This window comes from Streptomyces sp. NPDC059816 (genome assembly GCF_042732055.1).
Classification (GTDB): domain Bacteria; phylum Actinomycetota; class Actinomycetes; order Streptomycetales; family Streptomycetaceae; genus Streptomyces.
The window spans coordinates 77078-95343 of sequence record NZ_JBHWIQ010000029.1; the positions used below are offsets into that span (position 1 = coordinate 77078).

General features: G+C 72.7%; 13 protein-coding genes, 1 rRNA gene and 1 pseudogene. 4 read left to right on the plus strand and 11 right to left on the minus strand.

From position 1 onward, the window contains the following. Positions 1-124: 124 nt before the first annotated feature. Together ACFV88_RS30270 and ACFV88_RS30275 are read right to left on the minus strand one after the other, a co-directional pair. Positions 125-751, minus strand: a complete 627-nt coding sequence (locus ACFV88_RS30270) for an NUDIX domain-containing protein (RefSeq protein WP_385495222.1) — start codon at positions 749-751, stop codon at positions 125-127. A gap of 149 nt (positions 752-900) precedes the next feature. Next, on the minus strand, positions 901-2559 hold the full coding sequence (locus ACFV88_RS30275; protein ID WP_385495223.1) for a CTP synthase: 1659 nt from the start codon (positions 2557-2559) through the stop codon (positions 901-903). Between the two features lie 536 nt (positions 2560-3095). Here ACFV88_RS30275 and ACFV88_RS30280 point away from each other — a divergent pair. Together ACFV88_RS30280 and ACFV88_RS30285 are read left to right on the plus strand one after the other, a co-directional pair. Continuing rightward, positions 3096-4895: a glycoside hydrolase family 15 protein gene (locus ACFV88_RS30280; protein ID WP_385495237.1), complete on the plus strand. Its 1800-nt coding sequence runs from the start codon at positions 3096-3098 to the stop codon at positions 4893-4895. Positions 4896-4988: 93 nt separating this feature from the next. After that, a complete protein-coding gene (locus ACFV88_RS30285) occupies positions 4989-6641 on the plus strand; it encodes a PucR family transcriptional regulator (RefSeq protein WP_385495224.1) in 1653 nt (550 codons plus the stop codon). 7 nt (positions 6642-6648) lie between these two features. Here ACFV88_RS30285 and ACFV88_RS30290 read toward each other — a convergent pair whose 3' ends face one another. From ACFV88_RS30290 to ACFV88_RS30310, 5 genes are all read right to left on the minus strand, one after another. After that, positions 6649-7788, minus strand: coding sequence for a glycosyltransferase family 4 protein (locus ACFV88_RS30290; protein WP_385495225.1), 1140 nt, complete (start codon positions 7786-7788; stop codon positions 6649-6651). Between the two features lie 417 nt (positions 7789-8205). Continuing rightward, entirely contained in the window at positions 8206-9933 is a 1728-nt protein-coding gene (gene recN, locus ACFV88_RS30295) for a DNA repair protein RecN (RefSeq protein ID WP_385495238.1), read from the minus strand. A gap of 426 nt (positions 9934-10359) precedes the next feature. Then, on the minus strand, positions 10360-11265 hold the full coding sequence (locus tag ACFV88_RS30300; protein WP_385495226.1) for an NAD kinase: 906 nt from the start codon (positions 11263-11265) through the stop codon (positions 10360-10362). Then, positions 11262-12077, minus strand: coding sequence for a TlyA family RNA methyltransferase (locus ACFV88_RS30305; RefSeq protein ID WP_385495227.1), 816 nt, complete (start codon positions 12075-12077; stop codon positions 11262-11264). The genes ACFV88_RS30300 and ACFV88_RS30305 overlap by 4 nt, the downstream gene beginning before the upstream one ends. 7 nt (positions 12078-12084) lie before the next feature. Next, entirely contained in the window at positions 12085-12462 is a 378-nt protein-coding gene (locus ACFV88_RS30310) for a hypothetical protein (RefSeq protein WP_385495228.1), read from the minus strand. 42 nt (positions 12463-12504) lie between these two features. On the opposite strand from ACFV88_RS30310, the gene ACFV88_RS30315 reads away from it, so the two are divergent. Continuing rightward, the gene (locus ACFV88_RS30315) at positions 12505-12852 is read left to right on the plus strand and encodes an SCP2 sterol-binding domain-containing protein (protein WP_385495229.1); all 348 of its coding nucleotides are present in this window, start codon (positions 12505-12507) and stop codon (positions 12850-12852) included. Between the two features lie 130 nt (positions 12853-12982). Here the strand turns inward: ACFV88_RS30315 and ACFV88_RS30320 are convergent, their stop codons facing one another. Further along, entirely contained in the window at positions 12983-14035 is a 1053-nt protein-coding gene (locus ACFV88_RS30320) for an HAD hydrolase-like protein (RefSeq protein WP_385495230.1), read from the minus strand. Positions 14036-14106: 71 nt separating this feature from the next. Between ACFV88_RS30320 and ACFV88_RS30325 the strand changes: the two genes are divergently transcribed. Further along, on the plus strand, positions 14107-15405 hold the full coding sequence (locus ACFV88_RS30325; RefSeq protein ID WP_385495231.1) for a DUF1015 family protein: 1299 nt from the start codon (positions 14107-14109) through the stop codon (positions 15403-15405). Between the two features lie 107 nt (positions 15406-15512). On the opposite strand, the gene ACFV88_RS30330 is transcribed toward ACFV88_RS30325, so the two are convergent. The 3 genes and pseudogenes from ACFV88_RS30330 to rrf all read right to left on the minus strand — a co-directional run bounded on the left by ACFV88_RS30330 (position 15513) and on the right by rrf (position 18054). Next, complete coding sequence (locus ACFV88_RS30330) at positions 15513-16361, minus strand: hypothetical protein (protein WP_385495239.1); 849 nt, start codon at positions 16359-16361, stop codon at positions 15513-15515. A 273-nt stretch (positions 16362-16634) separates the two neighbouring features. Continuing rightward, positions 16635-17672, minus strand: a pseudogene (locus tag ACFV88_RS30335) (hypothetical protein); the annotation flags it as partial. 265 nt (positions 17673-17937) lie between these two features. Next, positions 17938-18054: ribosomal RNA gene (gene rrf, locus ACFV88_RS30340) — 5S ribosomal RNA — on the minus strand. Positions 18055-18266 lie beyond the last annotated feature (212 nt).

The window sequence follows — 18266 nt, forward strand, 5'->3', positions numbered from 1 at the left end:
GGGGAGCACGGCGGGTGGGGCGCGCAGGTCGCCCGATCGGATCATCTGCCGATCGGGCCGTTCGGGTGCGGGGCGGGACCGGGTCCGGCGGACCGGGGCGGCGGGACACCGCCCCGGGCGGGCGTCAGACCTCGAACGGGCGGGCGGGCCAGGGGGCCTCGGCGGGGCGCAGCGCGTCGAGGCCGTCCCCGGCGCGGGCGGCGACCAGCGACAGCACACCGACGACCAGGCAGTTGTTGTGGAGTTCGCCGGCGAGGACCCCACGGGCGAGCTCCGCGAGCGGTACGGAGGTGATCGTCATGTCCGTCTCCTCGTGCTCGACGGCGTACCGCTCGCCCTCGGCCTCGGACAGTTCCCGGGCGAGGAAGATGCGCACGGACTCGTCGCAGCCGCCGGGCGTGGTGTAGACGTCGGTGAGGACCCGCCAGTCCTCGGCCTTGACGTGGGCCTCCTCGTAGAGCTCCCGGCGCGCCGCGTGGAGCGGGTTCTCGCCGGGGATGTCGAGGAGTCCGGCGGGGATCTCCCACAGCCGCTGCCGTACGGGGTGGCGGTACTGGCTGATGACCGTGACGCGGTCCTGGTCGTCGAGGGCGAGGACCGCGACCGAGCCGGGGTGGACCTGGTAGTCGCGGCGCACGACGGTCCCGTCGGGCATGACCACGTCGTCCGTGCGGACCGAGGTCTTGTTGCCGGTGAACGGGGTGTCGCTCGCCCGGATCTCCCACTCCTCGGGGGTGTCCTTGATGGTCATCGCCGTGTTCCTCCCGCGCCTGCGCCTGTGTCGAACGAACGGGGCGCGTGCCGTGAAGGCACGCGCCCCGGTTGTTCACCGTATCGCCTGTGATCGTCGGTGCCGGCCGGCCCCCGGGTTCCCCGGTGGGGGCGGGCCCGAGCCGTCGGTCACTTGGCGGTCTTGCGCTCCACGGCCGCCTTGACCAGACCCGCGAACAGGGGGTGCGGGCGGGTGGGACGCGACCGCAGCTCCGGGTGCGCCTGGGTCGCCACCAGGTAGGGGTGCACCTCGCGCGGGTACTCGACGTACTCCACGAGCTTGCCGTCCGGGGAGGTGCCGGAGAACTGGATCCCGGTCTTCTTCTCCAGCTCGGCGCGGTAGGCGTTGTTCACCTCGTAGCGGTGGCGGTGGCGCTCCTCGACGTACTCCTTGCCGTCGTACACCTCGCGCACGATGGAGCCCTCGGCCAGCTTCGCCGGGTACATGCCCAGACGCATGGTGCCGCCCATGTCGCCCTCGCCGGCGACGATGTCCAGCTGCTCGGCCATGGTGGAGATCACCGGGTGACCGGTGGCCGCGTCGAACTCGGTGGAGTTGGCGTCGGCGATGCCCGCGAGGTTGCGGGCCGCCTCGATGACCGTGCACTGGAGGCCGAGGCAGAGGCCGAGCAGCGGCACCTTGTTCTCGCGGGCGTACTGGATGGCGCCGACCTTGCCGCTGACACCGCGGTCACCGAAGCCGCCGGGGATGCAGATCGCGTCCACGTCACCGAGCTGGCGGGCGGCCTCGGCGGGGGTCCGGCAGTCGTCGGAGGTGACCCACTTGATCTTCACCCGGGCCTTGTTGGCGAAGCCGCCGGCGCGCAGCGCCTCGGTCACCGAGAGGTAGGCGTCGGGCAGGTCGATGTACTTGCCGACCAGCGCGACGTTGACCTCGTGGTCGGGGTTGTGGACGCGGTCGAGCAGGTCGTCCCAGAGCGTCCAGTCCACGTCGCGGAACGGCAGGTCCAGCTTGCGGACGACATAGGCGTCGAGGCCCTCGGTGTGGAGCACCTTGGGGATGTCGTAGATCGACTTCGCGTCGATCGCGGCGACGACGGCGGCCTCGTCCACGTCGCACATCAGGGAGATCTTCCGCTTGATCGCGACGGGCACCTCCCGGTCGGCGCGCAGCACGATCGCGTCGGGCTGGATGCCGATGTTGCGCAGCGCGGCCACCGAGTGCTGGGTCGGCTTCGTCTTCAGCTCGCCCGAGGGGCCGATGTAGGGCAGCAGCGAGATGTGGACGACGAAGACGTTGTCCCGACCCACCTCGTGGCGGACCTGGCGGACCGTCTCCAGGAACGGCAGCGACTCGATGTCGCCGACCGTGCCGCCGACCTCCGTGATGACGACGTCCACGTCGTCGGTCGCCATCCGGCGGATGCGGTGCTTGATCTCGTTGGTGATGTGGGGGATCACCTGAACGGTGTCGCCCAGGTACTCGCCCCGCCGCTCCTTGGCGATGACCTGCGAGTACACCTGTCCGGTGGTGACGTTCGCCGAGCCGTCGAGGTCGACGTCCAGGAAGCGTTCGTAGTGCCCGATGTCCAGGTCGGTCTCGGCTCCGTCGTTGGTGACGAAGACTTCACCGTGCTGGAACGGGTTCATCGTCCCGGGGTCGACGTTCAGGTAGGGGTCGAGCTTCTGCATGGTGACCCGCAGACCCCGCGCTTTCAGCAGCGCGCCCAGGCTGGAGGCCGACAGGCCCTTGCCGAGGGAGGAGGCGACACCTCCGGTGACGAAGATGTGCTTGGTCGTCGGGGACGTCGCGGATCGATTCGGCATGGCCAAGAGGGGGCTCCCGTGGTCGCTGTCTGAGATGCGGATCGGCGCCCGGCCCGGAAGAATCGGGTGGTGCCTGCGCTGCGGTTCGGGGGTCTCGTCGCTGTCGCTGCGGACTCCCACGAGCCCACCGGTCCACGGGGTACCAGCGTATCAGCGACCCCGGGCGAGTGCGCCCAGCCACGGTGCGCGCCCGGGCGACCACGGAGGGCCGGCGGAGGAAACCGTCGGTGCCGTTCTGGTGGCGGCGCCGTCACCAGAGCACCACCGAACCCTCCTACCGCGCGCACCACGGTGGTACGAGACGTCCCCGGGGCTCACTCGCTTGGCGCAAATGCGTTCACCTGAGCGGGACCCGTAACCCCTGAGCGCGTCGTATCCTCGTCGGACATTGCTGCCGAGCCAGGCCGGCAAAACGGCACCACCCCAGCCCGTCTCCGGTACCACGAGCCCGTCGGCACGCCCTTGACTGGATCATCTTGACCGCACGGCCAGCCCCGCTCGGGGCCCGGCCGGCGGCCGTTCGACTGGAGTTGCACGTGGCCGGGCGCATCGAGGATTACGCACTCATCGGGGACATGCAGACCGCCGCCCTGGTCTGCCGGGACGGCACGGTGGACTGGCTGTGTCTGCCCCGCTTCGACTCCCACGCCGTCTTCGCGGCGCTCCTCGGAACCGAGGAGCACGGTTTCTGGCGGCTCGGTCCCGCCCACGACACCGATCAGCCGCCGCCGGCGACCCGACGCACCTACCGGGGCGACTCGCTCGTCCTGGAGTCCGAATGGGACACCCCGCAGGGCACGGTCCGCGTGACGGACTTCATGCCGCCGCGCGACGGAGCCCCCCAGGTCATCCGCATCGTCGAGGGCGTCACGGGCAGCGTTCCCGTGCGTTCCGCCCTGCGGATGCGTTTCTCCTACGGCAGGATCGTGCCCTGGGTGCACCGCGTGGGGGACCGCACGGTCGCCGTCGCGGGACCCGACTCGGTGTGGTTCGACACCGACGCGGAGACCTACGGCGAGGACCTGACCACCTACTCGGACTTCACCGTCGCCGCCGGGGAACGGGTCGCCTTCACCCTGTCCTGGCAGCCGTCCCACCGGGAGGCCCCCTCCCGTCCGGACCCGGAGGCGTCCCTGGAGGCGACCACCGAGTTCTGGCGCGAGTGGGTCGAACACTGCACGTACCACGGCCCCTACCGGGAGGCCGTCATCCGCTCCCTGATCACCCTCAAGGCGCTCACCTACGCGCCCACCGGCGGCATCGTCGCCGCCCCCACCACCTCCCTGCCCGAGGAGATCGGCGGCAGCCGCAACTGGGACTACCGCTTCACCTGGCTCCGCGACGCCGCCATCACCCTCTCCTCGCTGCTGCGCACCGGCTACCGCGAGGAGGCCCGCGCCTGGCGCGAGTGGCTGCTGCGCGCCGTGGCCGGCGACCCGGAGAACCTCCAGATCATGTACGGCATCGCGGGCGAGCGGGAGCTCGGCGAGAGCGAGCTGGACTGGCTGCCCGGTTACGAGGGCTCCACCCCGGTCCGGGTCGGCAACGGAGCGGCCCACCAGCTCCAGCTGGACGTCTACGGCGAGGTCACCGAGGCGCTCCACCTCGCCCACATGACCGGCCTCGCCCGCAACGACTACGCCTCCCTGCTCCAGCTACGGCTCATCGGCTACCTGGAGCAGCACTGGTCGGAGCCCGACGAGGGCATCTGGGAGGTCCGCGGACCGCGCCGCCACTTCGTCCACTCCAAGGTCATGGCCTGGGTCGCCGTGGACCGCACCATCAAGCTCATCGAGTCCGGCGACGTCGAGGGCCCCGTGGAGCGCTGGCGCCAGCTGCGCGACGACATCCACCGCGACGTCTGCGAGAAGGGCTACGACAAGGAACGCAACACCTTCACCCAGTCGTACGGGTCCCGCGAGCTCGACGCCTCGCTGCTGCTCATCCCGCAGATGGGCTTCCTGCCGCCCGACGACAAGCGGGTCATCGGCACCATCGAGGCCATCCAGCGCGAGCTGTCCACCTCCGACGGCTTCATCCTGCGCTACCCCACCGCGGGCGAGGACGCCGGCGTCGACGGCCTCGAAGGGGACGAGGGCGCCTTCCTCGCCTGTTCCTTCTGGCTCGCCGACGACCTCGCCATGATCGGCCGGGTGGACGAGGCCCGGAAGCTCTTCGAGAAGCTGCTCGGCCTCCGCAACGACCTCGGCCTGCTCGCCGAGGAGTGGGACCCCCGTCTGCAACGTCAGGTCGGCAACTTCCCGCAAGCTTTCAGCCATGTTCCGCTGATCGACACCGCCCTGCGGCTCACCGCCTCGGGCGCCTACGGCGGCTAGCCGGACCGCGGGGGTCGCCGTCCGCGGACGGCGGCGCCCGCCCCGGAGCGGGCCCGGATACCGGGCCCGCCGACGGGCGGGTAGCGTCCCAGCATGGACAGTCAGGACGGGTCGGGCACCCAGGGCGGAATCACCGTACGGCGGGCACTCGAACTACCGGGCCTGCGCGGCGGGCTCCCCGAGGTGGTCGCCTGCGCCGACCGGTTGAACCGCACCGTCCGCTGGGTGCACGCGGGCGAGGTGCCCCACATCGCCTCCCTGCTCAAGGGCGGCGAACTGCTGCTCACCACCGGTCTCGCCCTCGGTACCCGGCCCGCCGAGCAGCGGGCCTTCGTGCGCGAGCTCGCCGAGCGGGGCATCGCCGCCCTCGTCGTCGAACTGGGCCCTCGCTTCACCGTCCTCCCGGCCCCCCTGGTCGAGACGGCGCGCGCGGTGGGGCTCCCCCTGGTCCAGTTGCACCGCGAGGTCCCCTTCGTGACGGTCACCGAAGAGGTCCACACCGAGATCGTCAACGGGCACTACGCACTCCTCCAACGCGCCGAGGAGGTCGCGCACCGCTGCACGCGGGCCCTGCTGGACGGCGGCGGGGTGCCCCGCGTGCTGCGCATCCTCGCCGAGTTCAGCGGCAATCCGGTCTTCCTGGAGACCCCCGACGGGCGGCTGCTGTACGCCGCCGGACCGGACACCGGCGGCACCGACCCGCTCCAGGTGTGGGAGAAGCTGCGCGGTGCCCGCCCCCCGCGCACGCAGGGCCCGCCGGTCGGTGCCGTCGTGGTGGACGTGCCCGGCGCCGGCTCGGGCCCGGGCCCCGGCGCACCGCGGGCCCGGCTGGTGGTGCTGCCGGTGACCGCCGCGCCCGCCCCCGTCCACCGGATCGCGGTGGAACGCGCCGCGGACTCCCTCGCCGTGGTCCTGATGCAGGCCCGGCAGGAGGAGGAACTCACGGCCCGCGGGCGCGGCGACTTCCTCGCCGACCTCGCCGAGGGCCGCATCGCGCCCGGGGACGCTCCGGACCAGGCCCGGGTGCTCGGTTTCCGCCCCGGGGACGCCCCGTTGGTGCCGGTGGTGATGCGGTTGCCGGAGGGCGGCGGGCTCGGTGCGGGAGGCGGCTGGGCGGTGCTGGCCCGCGCGGTCGCCGAGGAGGTGGCCGCCGTGGGCGTGCCGGTGCTGCTGGGCGTGCGGCCGGTGGAGGGCCGGGTGCCGCTGCTCGTCGCCCCGCGGGCCGCCGAGGAACGGGAGGCGGTCGCCGACCGGATCGCCGCGGCCCTGCGCGCGGGCGTGGAACGGGCCGGGCTCCACCACGCGGGCACCAGGACGCCGATCGTGGTGGTCGGCGCGGCGGGCGGCTGGGCGGCCGCCGCCGCGGGTCTGCGGCACGCGGCGGAGACGGCGACCGCCGCCCAGGGGCTCGACGACCGCCCCTGGTACGACGCCCGGCGCCTCGACATCGACCTGTTGCTGTGGCGCCTGCGCGAACACCCGGACCTCGCGGCGTTCGTGGACCGGGCCATCGGCCCGCTGCGGGAACACGACGGCCGGGCGAAGCCCCCGCTGCTGCCGACCCTGGAGAGCTACCTCGCGCACGCGGGTCGCAAGGCGGAGACGGCCCGCGAACTCCACCTCAACCGCCAAACCCTGTACAACCGGCTGGCCCGGATCGGTGAGCTGCTCGGCACCGACCTCGACGACCCGCAGACCGTCCTGGCGCTGGGCCTGGCGCTCAGGGCCCGCCGGCACCTCGGGTGAACGGGCGTCAGCGCAGCAGCAGGGGCCGGGTCAACTCGTCGTACACGCTGAGCACCTGGGCGACCGTCTCGTCCTCGGTGGGCCAGGTCGCCGCCTGTGCCAGCCCCCGTTCCCGCAGCCAGGCGCGCCGGGCGCCGTCCGCCAGTACCCGTACGACGGCCTCCCCGAGGGCCACCGCGTCACCGTAGGGCACGAGCTCCGCCGCTTCGCCGACCAGTTCGGGCGTCCCGCCGACCGCGGTGGCGACCAACGGCACCCCGGCGCGCAGTGCCTCCTGCGCCACCACGGACCGCGCCTCCCACCGGCTGACCGACAGGGCGGCGTCGGCGCCGGTGAGCAGGGCGGCCACGTCGTCCCGCCGCCCGAGCAGCCGCACGGGCAGCGACTCCGTCTCGATCCGCCGCTGGAGCGCACCCCTCAGGGGCCCCTCCCCCGCGACCACCAGGAGGGGTACGGGGTCGAGTCCCGTCCATGCGTGCGTGGCGTCCAACACCGTGTCGTACCCCTGGTGTCGGTCCAGCGGTCCCACGGCGACCAGCAGGGGTCGTTCCACGGCGCCGAGTTCCGCGCGCGCCTTCTGCGGTGCGACGTCGGCCTCGTGCGGGTGCGCTCCCCCGTCGGCCGTCCGCCGCCGCACGGGGGACGCCACCGCCGCGAGCCGGGCGTCCCGGGCGCCGTGGTGCCTGGCCCTGTCCACTAAGTCGCAGCAGGTGGCGAGCACCACGGACGCCGACCTCGCCACCCGGCGTTCCACCAGCCGCACGGCCCGGGCCCGTGCACCCCGGGTGGGGGCCCGCCCGTGCCAGGTGACGACGAGCGGCAACCGCCAGCCGCTGAGCGCGAGCGCGGCCCGCAGTCCGGCGGTCAGTCCGTGCGCGTGCACCAGGTCAGCTTCCGCGCAGATCGCGCGCAGCACCGCCACGGAGGCGGGATCGCCCCGGCGCGGCAACGGCACCTGCCGGGCGCCCACGGAGTCGAACGCGTACGCCCTGCCCACCTCCGCGGGGGCGCACACGGTCACCCGTACGCCCCGCGCAACCAGCCCCGCCGTCAGCGCGTGCACATGCGCACCGCTCTCCGTGCTCCCACCGCCGAGCACTTGCACGGTGCGCAAGGGCGTCTGGCCGTGGGGCGCGGGGCTGATCACCGGGGCGGAACTCCTGTTTCGGCTGGTGACGGCCCCAGGGGCACGTCACGGGGGAACACGACGGAGAGGGTCACGGCTCACGGGCCACGGGGCGGAACCCGGGACACCGGGAGGCGGGGGGCACGCGGAACGGGTGACGCGAAGGAACGTACAGCAGGTCGGCGGGAGCGGATCGTCGAAAAGAGGTGCCGCGCCAAGGATGCCATCCCGTACGAGCGTTCCGTCACTGCTCGACTCCGGGAGGTGGCGACGTCGAGGTCACGCCGAACACGTTCACCCTTTCAGGTGCCACCCGTGGCCCCCGCCCACCGGTGCGGCCGTCGAACCACGCACCTCGCACTGTCCGCCCCCGCACGGCCCGGTCCGGCCCCCCGGTCGACTCTCCGTTCGGGGCCGCACGGGCCGCCGGCGATCCGCTCAGGCGTCCGCGCGCGCCGTGGCGAGGAGTTCCTCCGCATGGGCGCGGGCCGTCTGGGAGTCCTCCTGCCCCGCGAGCATCCGCGACAACTCCCGTACGCGCTCCTCGCCCTCCAGGACCTTCACTCCGGAACGCGTGACCGAACCGTCGCTGGTCTTCTCCACCAGCAGCTGCCGGTCCGCGAAGGCCGCCACCTGGGGCAGATGGGTGACGACGACGACCTGCGCGGACTTCGCCAACCGTGCGAGCCGCCGCCCGATCTCCACCGCCGCCTTGCCGCCGACCCCCGCGTCCACCTCGTCGAACAGGTACGTCGGCACCGGGTCCGTACCGGCGAACACGACCTCCACGGCGAGCATCACCCGGGAGAGTTCACCGCCGGAGGCGCCCTTGGCGATGGGCCGGGCCGGGGCTCCGGGGTGCGGTGCCAGCAGCAGTTCCACCTCGTCGGTGCCGGCCGGCCCGTACGCGACGGTGCGGCCACCGACCTCGACGCCGTCCGGGGCGTCGGTCTGTCGGATGTCGACGTGCACACGGGCGTGGGGCATCGCCAACGACGCCAGTTCGGCGGTCACGGCGGCGGCGAAGCGGGCGGCGGCCTCCTGCCGGGCGGCGGTGAGGGCGCCCGCGAGGCCCGCGAGCTCCCCCCGCAGCACGTCGCGCTCCGCGGTCAGCTCGCCGATCCGGTCGTCGTCCCCGTCGAGTTCCAGGAGCCGCGCCGCGCCCTGTTCCGCCCAGACCAGCACGGACGCGACGTCCTGCTCGGTGCCGCCGTACTTGCGTGCGAGCAGTCCGAGGGCGGCGCGCCGCTCCTCGACCGCGGCGAGTCGCAGCGGGTCCGCGTCCAGGTCACCGGCGTACCCGGCGAGTTCGCCCGCGACGTCACCGACGAGGATGCCGATCTCGCTGATCCGGTCGGCGAGGTCGGCGAGCGCGGGGTCGTGGGAGCGGACGGCCTCCAGGGCGCGGTGCGCGCCCGCCACGAGGGTGGCGGCGTCGATGCCCTCCGGGTCCTCCGGGTTCCCGACGAGGGTGGCGTGGCCGGCCGTCGCCGCGGAGGCCAACGCCTCGGCGTGGCCGAGCCGCTCCGCCTCGGCGGCGAGTTCGACGTCCTCGCCCGCCCGGGGCGACACGGCGGCGATCTCGTCCAGGCCGAACCGCAGCAGGTCGGCCTCCTGGGCGCGTTCCCGGGCCCGGGTGGTCAGCGTGTCGAGTTCCCCGGTGACGGACCGCACCCGGCGGTAGGCGGTGGCGTACCGGGCCAGCGGGAGGGCGACCGCGTCGCCCGCGTACCGGTCGAGTGCCTGGCGCTGGCGGGAGAGTTTGAGCAGCCCCTGCTGGTCGGTCTGTCCGTGGACGGCGACGAGGTCGTCGGCGAGTTCCGCGAGCAGTCCGACCGGGACGGACCGCCCGCCCAGATGGGCCCGGGACCGCCCTTCGGCGGAAACGGTACGGCTGACCAGCAGGACGCCGTCGTCCACCTCCGCTCCGGCGTCTTCCGCACGGGTCACCGCGGCAGCGCCCGGAGGCACGCTGATGCGACCCTCCACGACCGCCGACTTCGCGCCGATCCGCACCAGGGCCGGGTCCGCGCGCCCGCCGAGCAGCAGGCCGAGGCTCGTGACCACCATCGTCTTGCCCGCGCCGGTCTCGCCCGTCACGGCGGTGAAGCCGGGCGACAGCTCGACCACCGCGTCGTCGATGACCCCGAGCGACCGTATCCGCATCTCCTCCAACACGGACACGACCTTACGAGGTCTCGGCCCCGGTGTGCGACGGCCCCTGCCCCGGTTCACTGAACCCGCAGGTGAAAACGCTGGTGAACCCGCTGGTGAACATGCTGGTGACGAGCGGCGTGGGGGAAGCGGCTGTCACCCCTGGGAGTGGCCCGGAGGGGCGGCACGATCCGCGCGAAGCCGACGCCCGGGGCGTCCGCCCGGGGCGTCCGGGGCCATCGGGGCGCCCCGGGCGTCGGGGGACGGACTGCGGTTTTCCTCAGTCAGGTTGTGCGGCGCACCTCATGGTGCGGGGCCGGGCCGGGCCGCAGTCTGGAACGCATGAGCACTCACCCGGCCCGAACGGCCCACCGGTCCCCCGTACGCCCGTCCTCCTCGGAGGGGGCCGGCGACGGGGGCTGCCGGGGGCGGCGGAGGTCACTGCGGTGCGCCCCGCCACCCCGAGACGGGCAGGGCGAACTTCGCGACGAGGCGATCGGTGAACGACGCGTGGTGCAACCGTGCGAGACGCACGGGCACCGCGCCCCTCCGCACCTCGACCCGGGCACCGGGCGGCAGTTCGACGGTGCGCCGACCGTCGCACCACAGGACGCCCTGCGGGGTCCGCGGCTGCACCTCGACGGCGAGCACCGAGTTCGGGGACGTCACCAGGGGCTTGGCGAAGAGCGCATGGGCACTGATCGGCACCATGAGCAGCGCCTCGACCTCCGGCCACACCACGGGCCCGCCCGCGGAGAAGGCGTACGCCGTGGAGCCGGTCGGCGTCGCACAGACGATGCCGTCGCAACCGAAGCCGGTGACGGGCCGCCCGTCGACCTCCAGGATCACCTCCAGCATCCGCTCCGGGGAGACCTTCTGGACGGCCGCCTCGTTCAGCGCCCAGTCGGTGTGCACGACATCGCCGTTGTGGTGCACGACGACGTCGATCGTCATGCGTTCCTCGACCTCGTACGCACGGGTCACGACCCGATCGACGACCTTGTCCAGGTCATCGCGTTCCGCCTCGGCGAGGAAGCCGACCCGCCCGAGGTTGACGCCGAGCATCGGAACCCCGGACGCGCGGGCGAACTCGGCCCCCCGCAACAGGGTCCCGTCACCGCCGAGCACGATCAGGAGCTCGCACCCGTCGAGGGAGGCCGGCGTCGCCTCCTGGACCAGCTCGACCGACGGGGGCAGCGGCAGGTCGGTGGCCTCCGCCTCCAGCACGCGCACCCGCAGCCCGGCGCGCAGCAGCCCTTGGACCACGAGTTCGGCGCTACGGATGGCGGCGGGCCTCCCGGTGTGCGCCAGGAGGAATACGGTACGAACTCGGCTCTGTGTCAACGCGGTCCTTCCGCCACTGCACGGTCAACGTCCGCGGGATCGAGTTCGGGTGCCCCGGCCCGCAGCCACAGAAAGTACTCGACGTTCCCCGACGGCCCCGGCAGCGGGCTGGCGGTAACTCCCCTTACGCCCAGATTGAGTTCGGCTGCCTGCCGGGCCACCTGGCGCACCGAGTCGGCACGCAGTTCGGGACTGCGGACCACGCCGCCGCTCCCCAGCCGCTCCTTGCCCACCTCGAACTGCGGCTTGACCATCAGGACGAGGTCCGCGTCCGGTGCGGCGCAGCGCGCGAGCGCGGGCAACACCAGACCGAGCGGAATGAAGGAGAGGTCCCCCACCACCAGGTCCACGGGCACCCCGTCGATCGCCTCCACCGTCAACTCGCGGACGTTGGTGCGGTCCTTGACCGTGACCCGCTCATCGCTCTGGAGGGACCACGCCAGTTGTCCGTACCCGACGTCGACGGCGACGACATGAGCGGCCCCCGCGCGCAACAGCACATCGGTGAAGCCGCCCGTGGACGCCCCCGCGTCGAGTGCGCGCCGTCCCCTGACGACCAGCCCCTGCGGTACGAAGGCTTCGAACGCCCCGGCGAGCTTGTGTCCGCCGCGCGAGACGTACTCGGGATCCTTGTCGTCCTGTTTGACGACGATGGCGGCGCTGGTCTCCACCTGGGTGGCGGGCTTGATCGCGATCCCGCCGCCGACGGTGACCCGCCCCGCGGCGATCAGCTGACTGGCGTGTTCGCGCGAGCGGGCGAGCTTACGGCGGACCAGTTCGGCGTCGAGTCGGCGGCGTGCCACTCCTGCCACGTTCGGTTCAGCTCCTGTGGTCGTACGAGGGTGCCGGTTCCCGCTGGGGTGCGGGGACCGGTGGGCCGGTGCGGTCGTCGAGTGCGGTCAGCGTGTCGCGCAGGCCCCGGTGCACATCCTCGTACACCTCCAGGTGACCATCGGTGGCGAGGTGGTCGACGTCGGCCAGCCGACCGAGCCGGGCATCGACCCCCGGGTGCCCGGTGGCCGTGCGGTCGACGCCGAGCGGCACGGGGTCTGCCGGTGCTCCGGGAGCCCGGAACTCCGGGTCCTGCACACGGCCCGCGGGCCGGGAAGACGGGCCCGGCGCACCGGGAAGCCCGTCGGAACCGGCCGTGGGATCCGGCGGCCCGGGTACCGAACGAGGCGCAAAGTCGCTGCTCATGCCCCGACGCTACCCCGAAGGAGTGGGGTACCGTCGGTCACGATGGCGACGATCGAGGAGTGCCGTGCCGCACTCGACAAACTCTCGGACAATCTGGCGACCACGGACGGCGGCGCCCGCGACGTGGCGGCGCTGGACCGTTCATTGACCTGCCACATCAAGGATCTCGACACGACGTTCGTCGGGCGCCTGGGAGGCGGTCGGATCGAGGTGCTGGACACCGTGCGCGGACGGCCCTCGCAGCGGGCGCAGATCCGCCTCACCATGGCGGGCGACGACCTGGTGGCGCTGGTCGACGGCAGGCTGAACTTCGCCAAGGCGTGGGCCTCCGGTCGCATCAAGCTGGAGGCCGGCCTCAAGGACCTGCTGCGCCTGCGCACCCTGCTCTGAGCCCCCCGACGCACCGGGCCCCGGACTCTCTGAGGCCCCCGGACGTCGCACACGGACCGAACTACCGCGTACGACGTTCCGGGTCGGCGGACGGACGGCCCCGGGAGCGGGGGTCACTCCGCTCGGTCGCTCACAGCCCCACCTGGGCGAGTGCCTTCTCACCGTCCAGCTCGCAGACACCTTCGCCGGCAGCGGTCCACGCCGCGGCGCACAGGGCGCGCAGCCCGTCCAGTGCCCCGGCCGACGCGTCGTCCCCGCCGGAGACCTCCAGCCGCTCCGGTCCGGCCCAAGCGGTCCAGGCCCTGCACCGGAAGGTCACAGGACCGGCCCCGTCCACGGCCGTGACCTGCGGCTGTCCGGTCAGTAGACCCCGCAGATCCGCGTCGACGTACGTGGGCCGGTGGGCCGGCGGCGCGGCGAGCAGACGGGCCCCGTCGGTCACCCCGGTCAGCACGAGCAGCGAGTCCACGTCCCCGTTGAAGGCACCTTCGATGTCGGTGTCCAGTCGGTCTCCGACGACGAGCGGGCGCCGGGCACCGGTCCGCAGAACGGTCTCGCGGTGCATGGGGGGCAACGGCTTCCCCGCCACCTTCGGCTCAGCTCCCGTGGCGATCCGGACGACCTCCACGGCCGCGCCGTTGCCCGGCGCGATGCCGCGCCCGCTGGGGATCGTCAGATCCGTGTTCGACGCGTACCAGGGCACCCCGCGCGCCACCGCGTAGCTCGCCTCGGCGAATCGGCTCCACGGCAGGTCCGGCCCGCCGTAGCCCTGTGCAACCGCCACCGGGTCGTCGTCGGCCGAGTCCACGGGCGTCAGTCCCCGCTCCCGGAGCGCGACGCGCAGGCCCTCGCCTCCGATGACCAACACCCGCGCGCCCGCCGGCACCTCGTCGGCGATGAGACGGGCCACCGCCTGCGCCGAGGTGATGACGTCCGCGGCCGTCGTCGGTATGCCCAGTTCCGTCAGGTGGACGGCGACCGCGTCCGGGGTGCGCAGCGCGTTGTTGGTCACATAGGCGAGCCGCATGCCGCCCGTGCGCGCCACGTCCAACGCGTCCACGGCGTGGGCGATGGCGCTGCCCCCGGCGTACACCACCCCGTCCAGGTCCAAGAGTGCGGTGTCGTACGCCTCGCTCAGCGGGCGTCCGCTGGCGCCTGGCCGGGTCCTGGTGGTCTGACTCATCGCGCATCGCTCCTCGTCGGTCGTACTCCCCCGATCATCCCCCACACCGGAAGCGGACTTACGATGCGTCAATGGATGACGCGGGTAGCGGGCGACCTCAGCCGGACGAGCAGACGGCCCGGGGCCTGGACCTGGCGCCCTTCCGGGGCGTGCGGTACGTCCCCGACCGGGTCGGCAGCCTGGCCGCGGTGACCTCTCCCCCGTACGACGTCGTGGTGCGCCCCGACGGACTGCACCACCTGGAATCGGCCGACCCGCACAACATCGTCCGGCTGATCCTGCCCCAGGCCGTGTCCCCGACCGCCCGTACCGAGCGCGCCGCCGACACCCTCGGCCGCTGGTTGTCGGACGGCGTCCTCGCCGCCGACCCGGTACCCGGCCTCTACGTGTACGAACAGCAGCACGGCGATCACCTCCAGCGGGGCGTCATCGGTGCGCTGCGCCTGTCCGAGGCGTCCGAGGGCGTGGTCCTGCCCCACGAGGACGTGATGGACCCCGTGGTGGCCGACCGTGCGGCCCTGATGCGCGCGACCAACGCCAACCTCGAACCCCTCCTGCTCACCTACCGGGGCGGCGAGGACGGCGGCGGCACGGCGACCGTGATCGATCGCGTGAGCGAGCGGGACCCGCTCCTGACGACGACCACGGAGGACGGTGTGCGGCACCGCCTGTGGTCCGTCACCGCCCCGGGGGAGATCAAGGAGATCCGCGCGGACCTACTCCGTCACCAGGCCCTCATCGCGGACGGCCACCACCGCTGGGCCACCTACCTGCGCCTACGGACGGCACACCCCTCGCCGAGTCCCTGGGACCACGGCCTGGTCCTCCTGGTCGACACCGTCCGCTACCCCCTGCGGGTCCGCGCCATCCACCGGCTCCTCCACCGGCTCCCCGTTGCCCGGGCCCTCACCGCGTTGGAAGGGCACTTCCGGGTGCGCACCGTCCCCGGGCCCCTCGACCACGCGATGGCGGCGCTCGGTGCGGCGACGGCTGAGGGCAACGCGTTCCTGCTGACCGGCGACGGGGCCTTCCACCTGGTGGACCGGCCCGACCCTGCTCTGCTGTCCCGCACGGTCCCGGGGGACCGGCCTGCGGCTTGGCGCGGCCTCGACGCGACGGTGCTGCACTCCGTCCTGCTCGACCACGTGTGGGGCGTCCCCGACAGCCCCGAGCAGATCGCCTACATCCACGACACCGCCACGACCGTGGCTAAGGCGGAACGGGACGGCGGAACGGCGGTTCTCCTGCACCCCGTCCACGAGGACGTCGTTCGCGAACTCGCCCAGCAGGGAGTCACGATGCCGCGCAAGTCGACCTCGTTCGGCCCGAAGCCCGCCACCGGGCTGGTGCTGCGCGACCTCGGCCTCTGACCCGCCGCCCGGAGGGCACCGCACACGCAGAAGGGGGGCGGATTCCGAAGAATCCACCCCCCTACATCACGTTCCCCTTCGGACGCAGGTCCTGCGGGACGTCACTCTCAGTCCCGCGTCCCGCCTTCGGTACCGGGCTCGTCGGTACGGTCCTCGGTGTCGCTGCGCTCGCCCTCGTCGTCGTCCTCGCCCTCGTCCTCGTCGGTGTCCGCGGTGGGGACGTCCTCGTCGTTCAGGTCATCGTCCACCGCTGGGCTCTCGGCGTCCTCGGCGCTTTCGTCCAGGGCGTCCACGAACTCGACACCGTCCAGCTCCGCGAGCCGGTCCGAAGCGTCGGTCGTTCCGTCCTTGTCCGACTCGACGGCCTTGGCGAACCACTCGCGTGCCTCGTCCTCGCGCCCTGCGGAGAGCAGTGCGTCGGCGTAGGCGTAACGCAGTCGAGCGGTCCACGGCTGAACGGAGTGCGAAGCCAGCTCCGGGCTCTGCAAGGTCACGATGGCCGCGTCGAGCTGTCCGAGGTCACGCCGGGCACCCGCAGCGACCAGACGCATCTCGACCTGTCCCGCCTTGTCGAGCTTCTGCACCTCGGGAGCCCCGGCCATGTCGAGCGCCTTCTCGGGCCGACCGAGGCCGCGCTCGCAGTCGGCCATCAACGGCCACAGCTCGACGTTGCCGGTCATCCGCCGCGCGGCCCTGAACTCCGCCAGCGCCTCGGTGTACTTCTGGCTGGCGTAGGCCGCGAACCCGGCCGCCTCACGGACTGCGGCGACCCGGGACGCGAGGCGCAGGGCGATCCGGGAGTAGGCGTAGGCCGCCTCGGGGTCCTCGTCGATCAGACGGGCGACCATCACGAGGTTGCGCGCGACATCGTCGGCGAGCGTCTTCGGCAGGCTCTGGAGCTCCTGCCGGACGTCCTTGTCGATCTCCTCGCCGGTCACGTCCTCGGGGATGGGCAGCCGCTTGATCGGCTCGCGGTCGCGCTCACGGTCCTCGCGGAACCGGCCGCCGCCCCGGCGGTCGTCATCGCCGCGCCGATCGTCGCGCCCCGCGTACCCACCGGGCCGCCCGCGGGTGTCGTCCCGCCGCGGTCCACGTGCGCGATCGTCGCGCCCACGGTCGTCACGGCGGTCATCACGGCGGAACCCGCCACGGTCACCACTGGGGCGGGAGTCATCGCGACGGAAACCACCACGGTCACCGCCACGGTCCCGGTCATCGCGACGGAAACCACCGCGATCGCCGTCACGCCCGCGGTCGTCACGACGGTCGTCGCGGCGGAAGCCGCCGCGGTCACCGGTGGGACGCGAGTCATCACGACGGAACGACGGACGGTCACCACCATCACGCCCGCGGTCATCCCGACGATCGTCACGGCGGTCATCGCGACGGAAGCCGCCCCGATCGCCGCTGGGACGCGAGTCATCGCGGCGGAACCCACCACGGTCACCACCGGGACGGGAATCGTCACGACGGAACCCACCACGGTTTTGGTCGTCACGACGGTCATCGCGACGGAACCCACCACGGTCGCCGCTGGGACGCGAGTCGTCGCGGCGGAACCCGCCGCGGTCGCCGGTGGGGCGGGAGTCGTCGCGGCGGAAGCCACCGCGGTCGTCGTCGCGGCGGTGGGTCGGACGGTCCCCGTCACGACGGAAGCCGCCACGGTCGCCGCTGGGGCGCGAGTCATCGCGACGGAAGCCGCCACGGTCCCGGTCATCGCGACGGAAGGGCGGACGCCCCCCACGATCACCACCCGACCGGTCATCACGACGGTCATCACGGCGGAAACCGCCACGGTCGTCGTCACGACGGAACCCGCCACGGTCGCCGTCCCGCCCGCGGTCATCGCGGCGGTCGTCGCGGCGGAAGCCGCCGCGGTCACCGGTGGGACGCGAGTCATCACGACGGAACGACGGACGGTCACCACCATCACGCCCGCGGTCATCCCGACGATCGTCGCGGCGGAACCCGCCGCGGTCGCCGGTGGGGCGGGAGTCGTCGCGGCGGAACCCGCCGCGGTCGCCGGTGGGGCGGGAGTCGTCGCGGCGGAAGCCACCGCGGTCGTCGTCGCGGCGGTGGGTCGGACGGTCCCCGTCACGACGGAAGCCGCCACGGTCGCCGCCCGGGCGCGAGTCATCGCGACGGAAGCCGCCACGGTCCCGGTCATCGCGACGGAAGGGCGGACGCCCCCCACGATCACCACCCGACCGGTCATCACGACGGTCGTCCCCACGATCGCGATCGGAGGAGCGGCCTCGGTCATCGCGACCTCGCCCCCAGTCGTCCCGTCGGCCGGCCCCACCACGGTCGTTGTCACGCCGGGGTCCGCCGCGGTGTCCCCCTCGGTCGCCGCTGTCCCTCCGGTGCTGGTCTCGCTCCGGACGGTCGTCGGGAGAGTTGGTGGACATCGGTGACTCCTGTCTTCGGTACCGCAGTCATTCTCGCGCAGCCGTATGGCCGCCGCTCCTCGGAAAAACAAAAAAGGACCCCTGGTCCCAGCATGAACGCTGGGACCAGGGGTCCTCAAAGATTGTTCGGCGGTGTCCTACTCTCCCACAGGGTCCCCCCTGCAGTACCATCGGCGCTGAAAGGCTTAGCTTCCGGGTTCGAAATGTAACCGGGCGTTTCCCTCACGCTATGACCACCGAAACCCTATCAGTCACCCCGTCATACAACGGGGTTCGAACAGGGCTCAGCGAACAAGCACACTCTTCAATTGATTAGTGATGCCGTTCAACCAGCACAACTGTTCGTTGTCTGAGAACAAACACAGTGGACGCGAGCAACTGAGGACAAGCCCTCGGCCTATTAGTACCAGTCAACTCCACCGGTCACCCGGCTTCCATATCTGGCCTATCAAC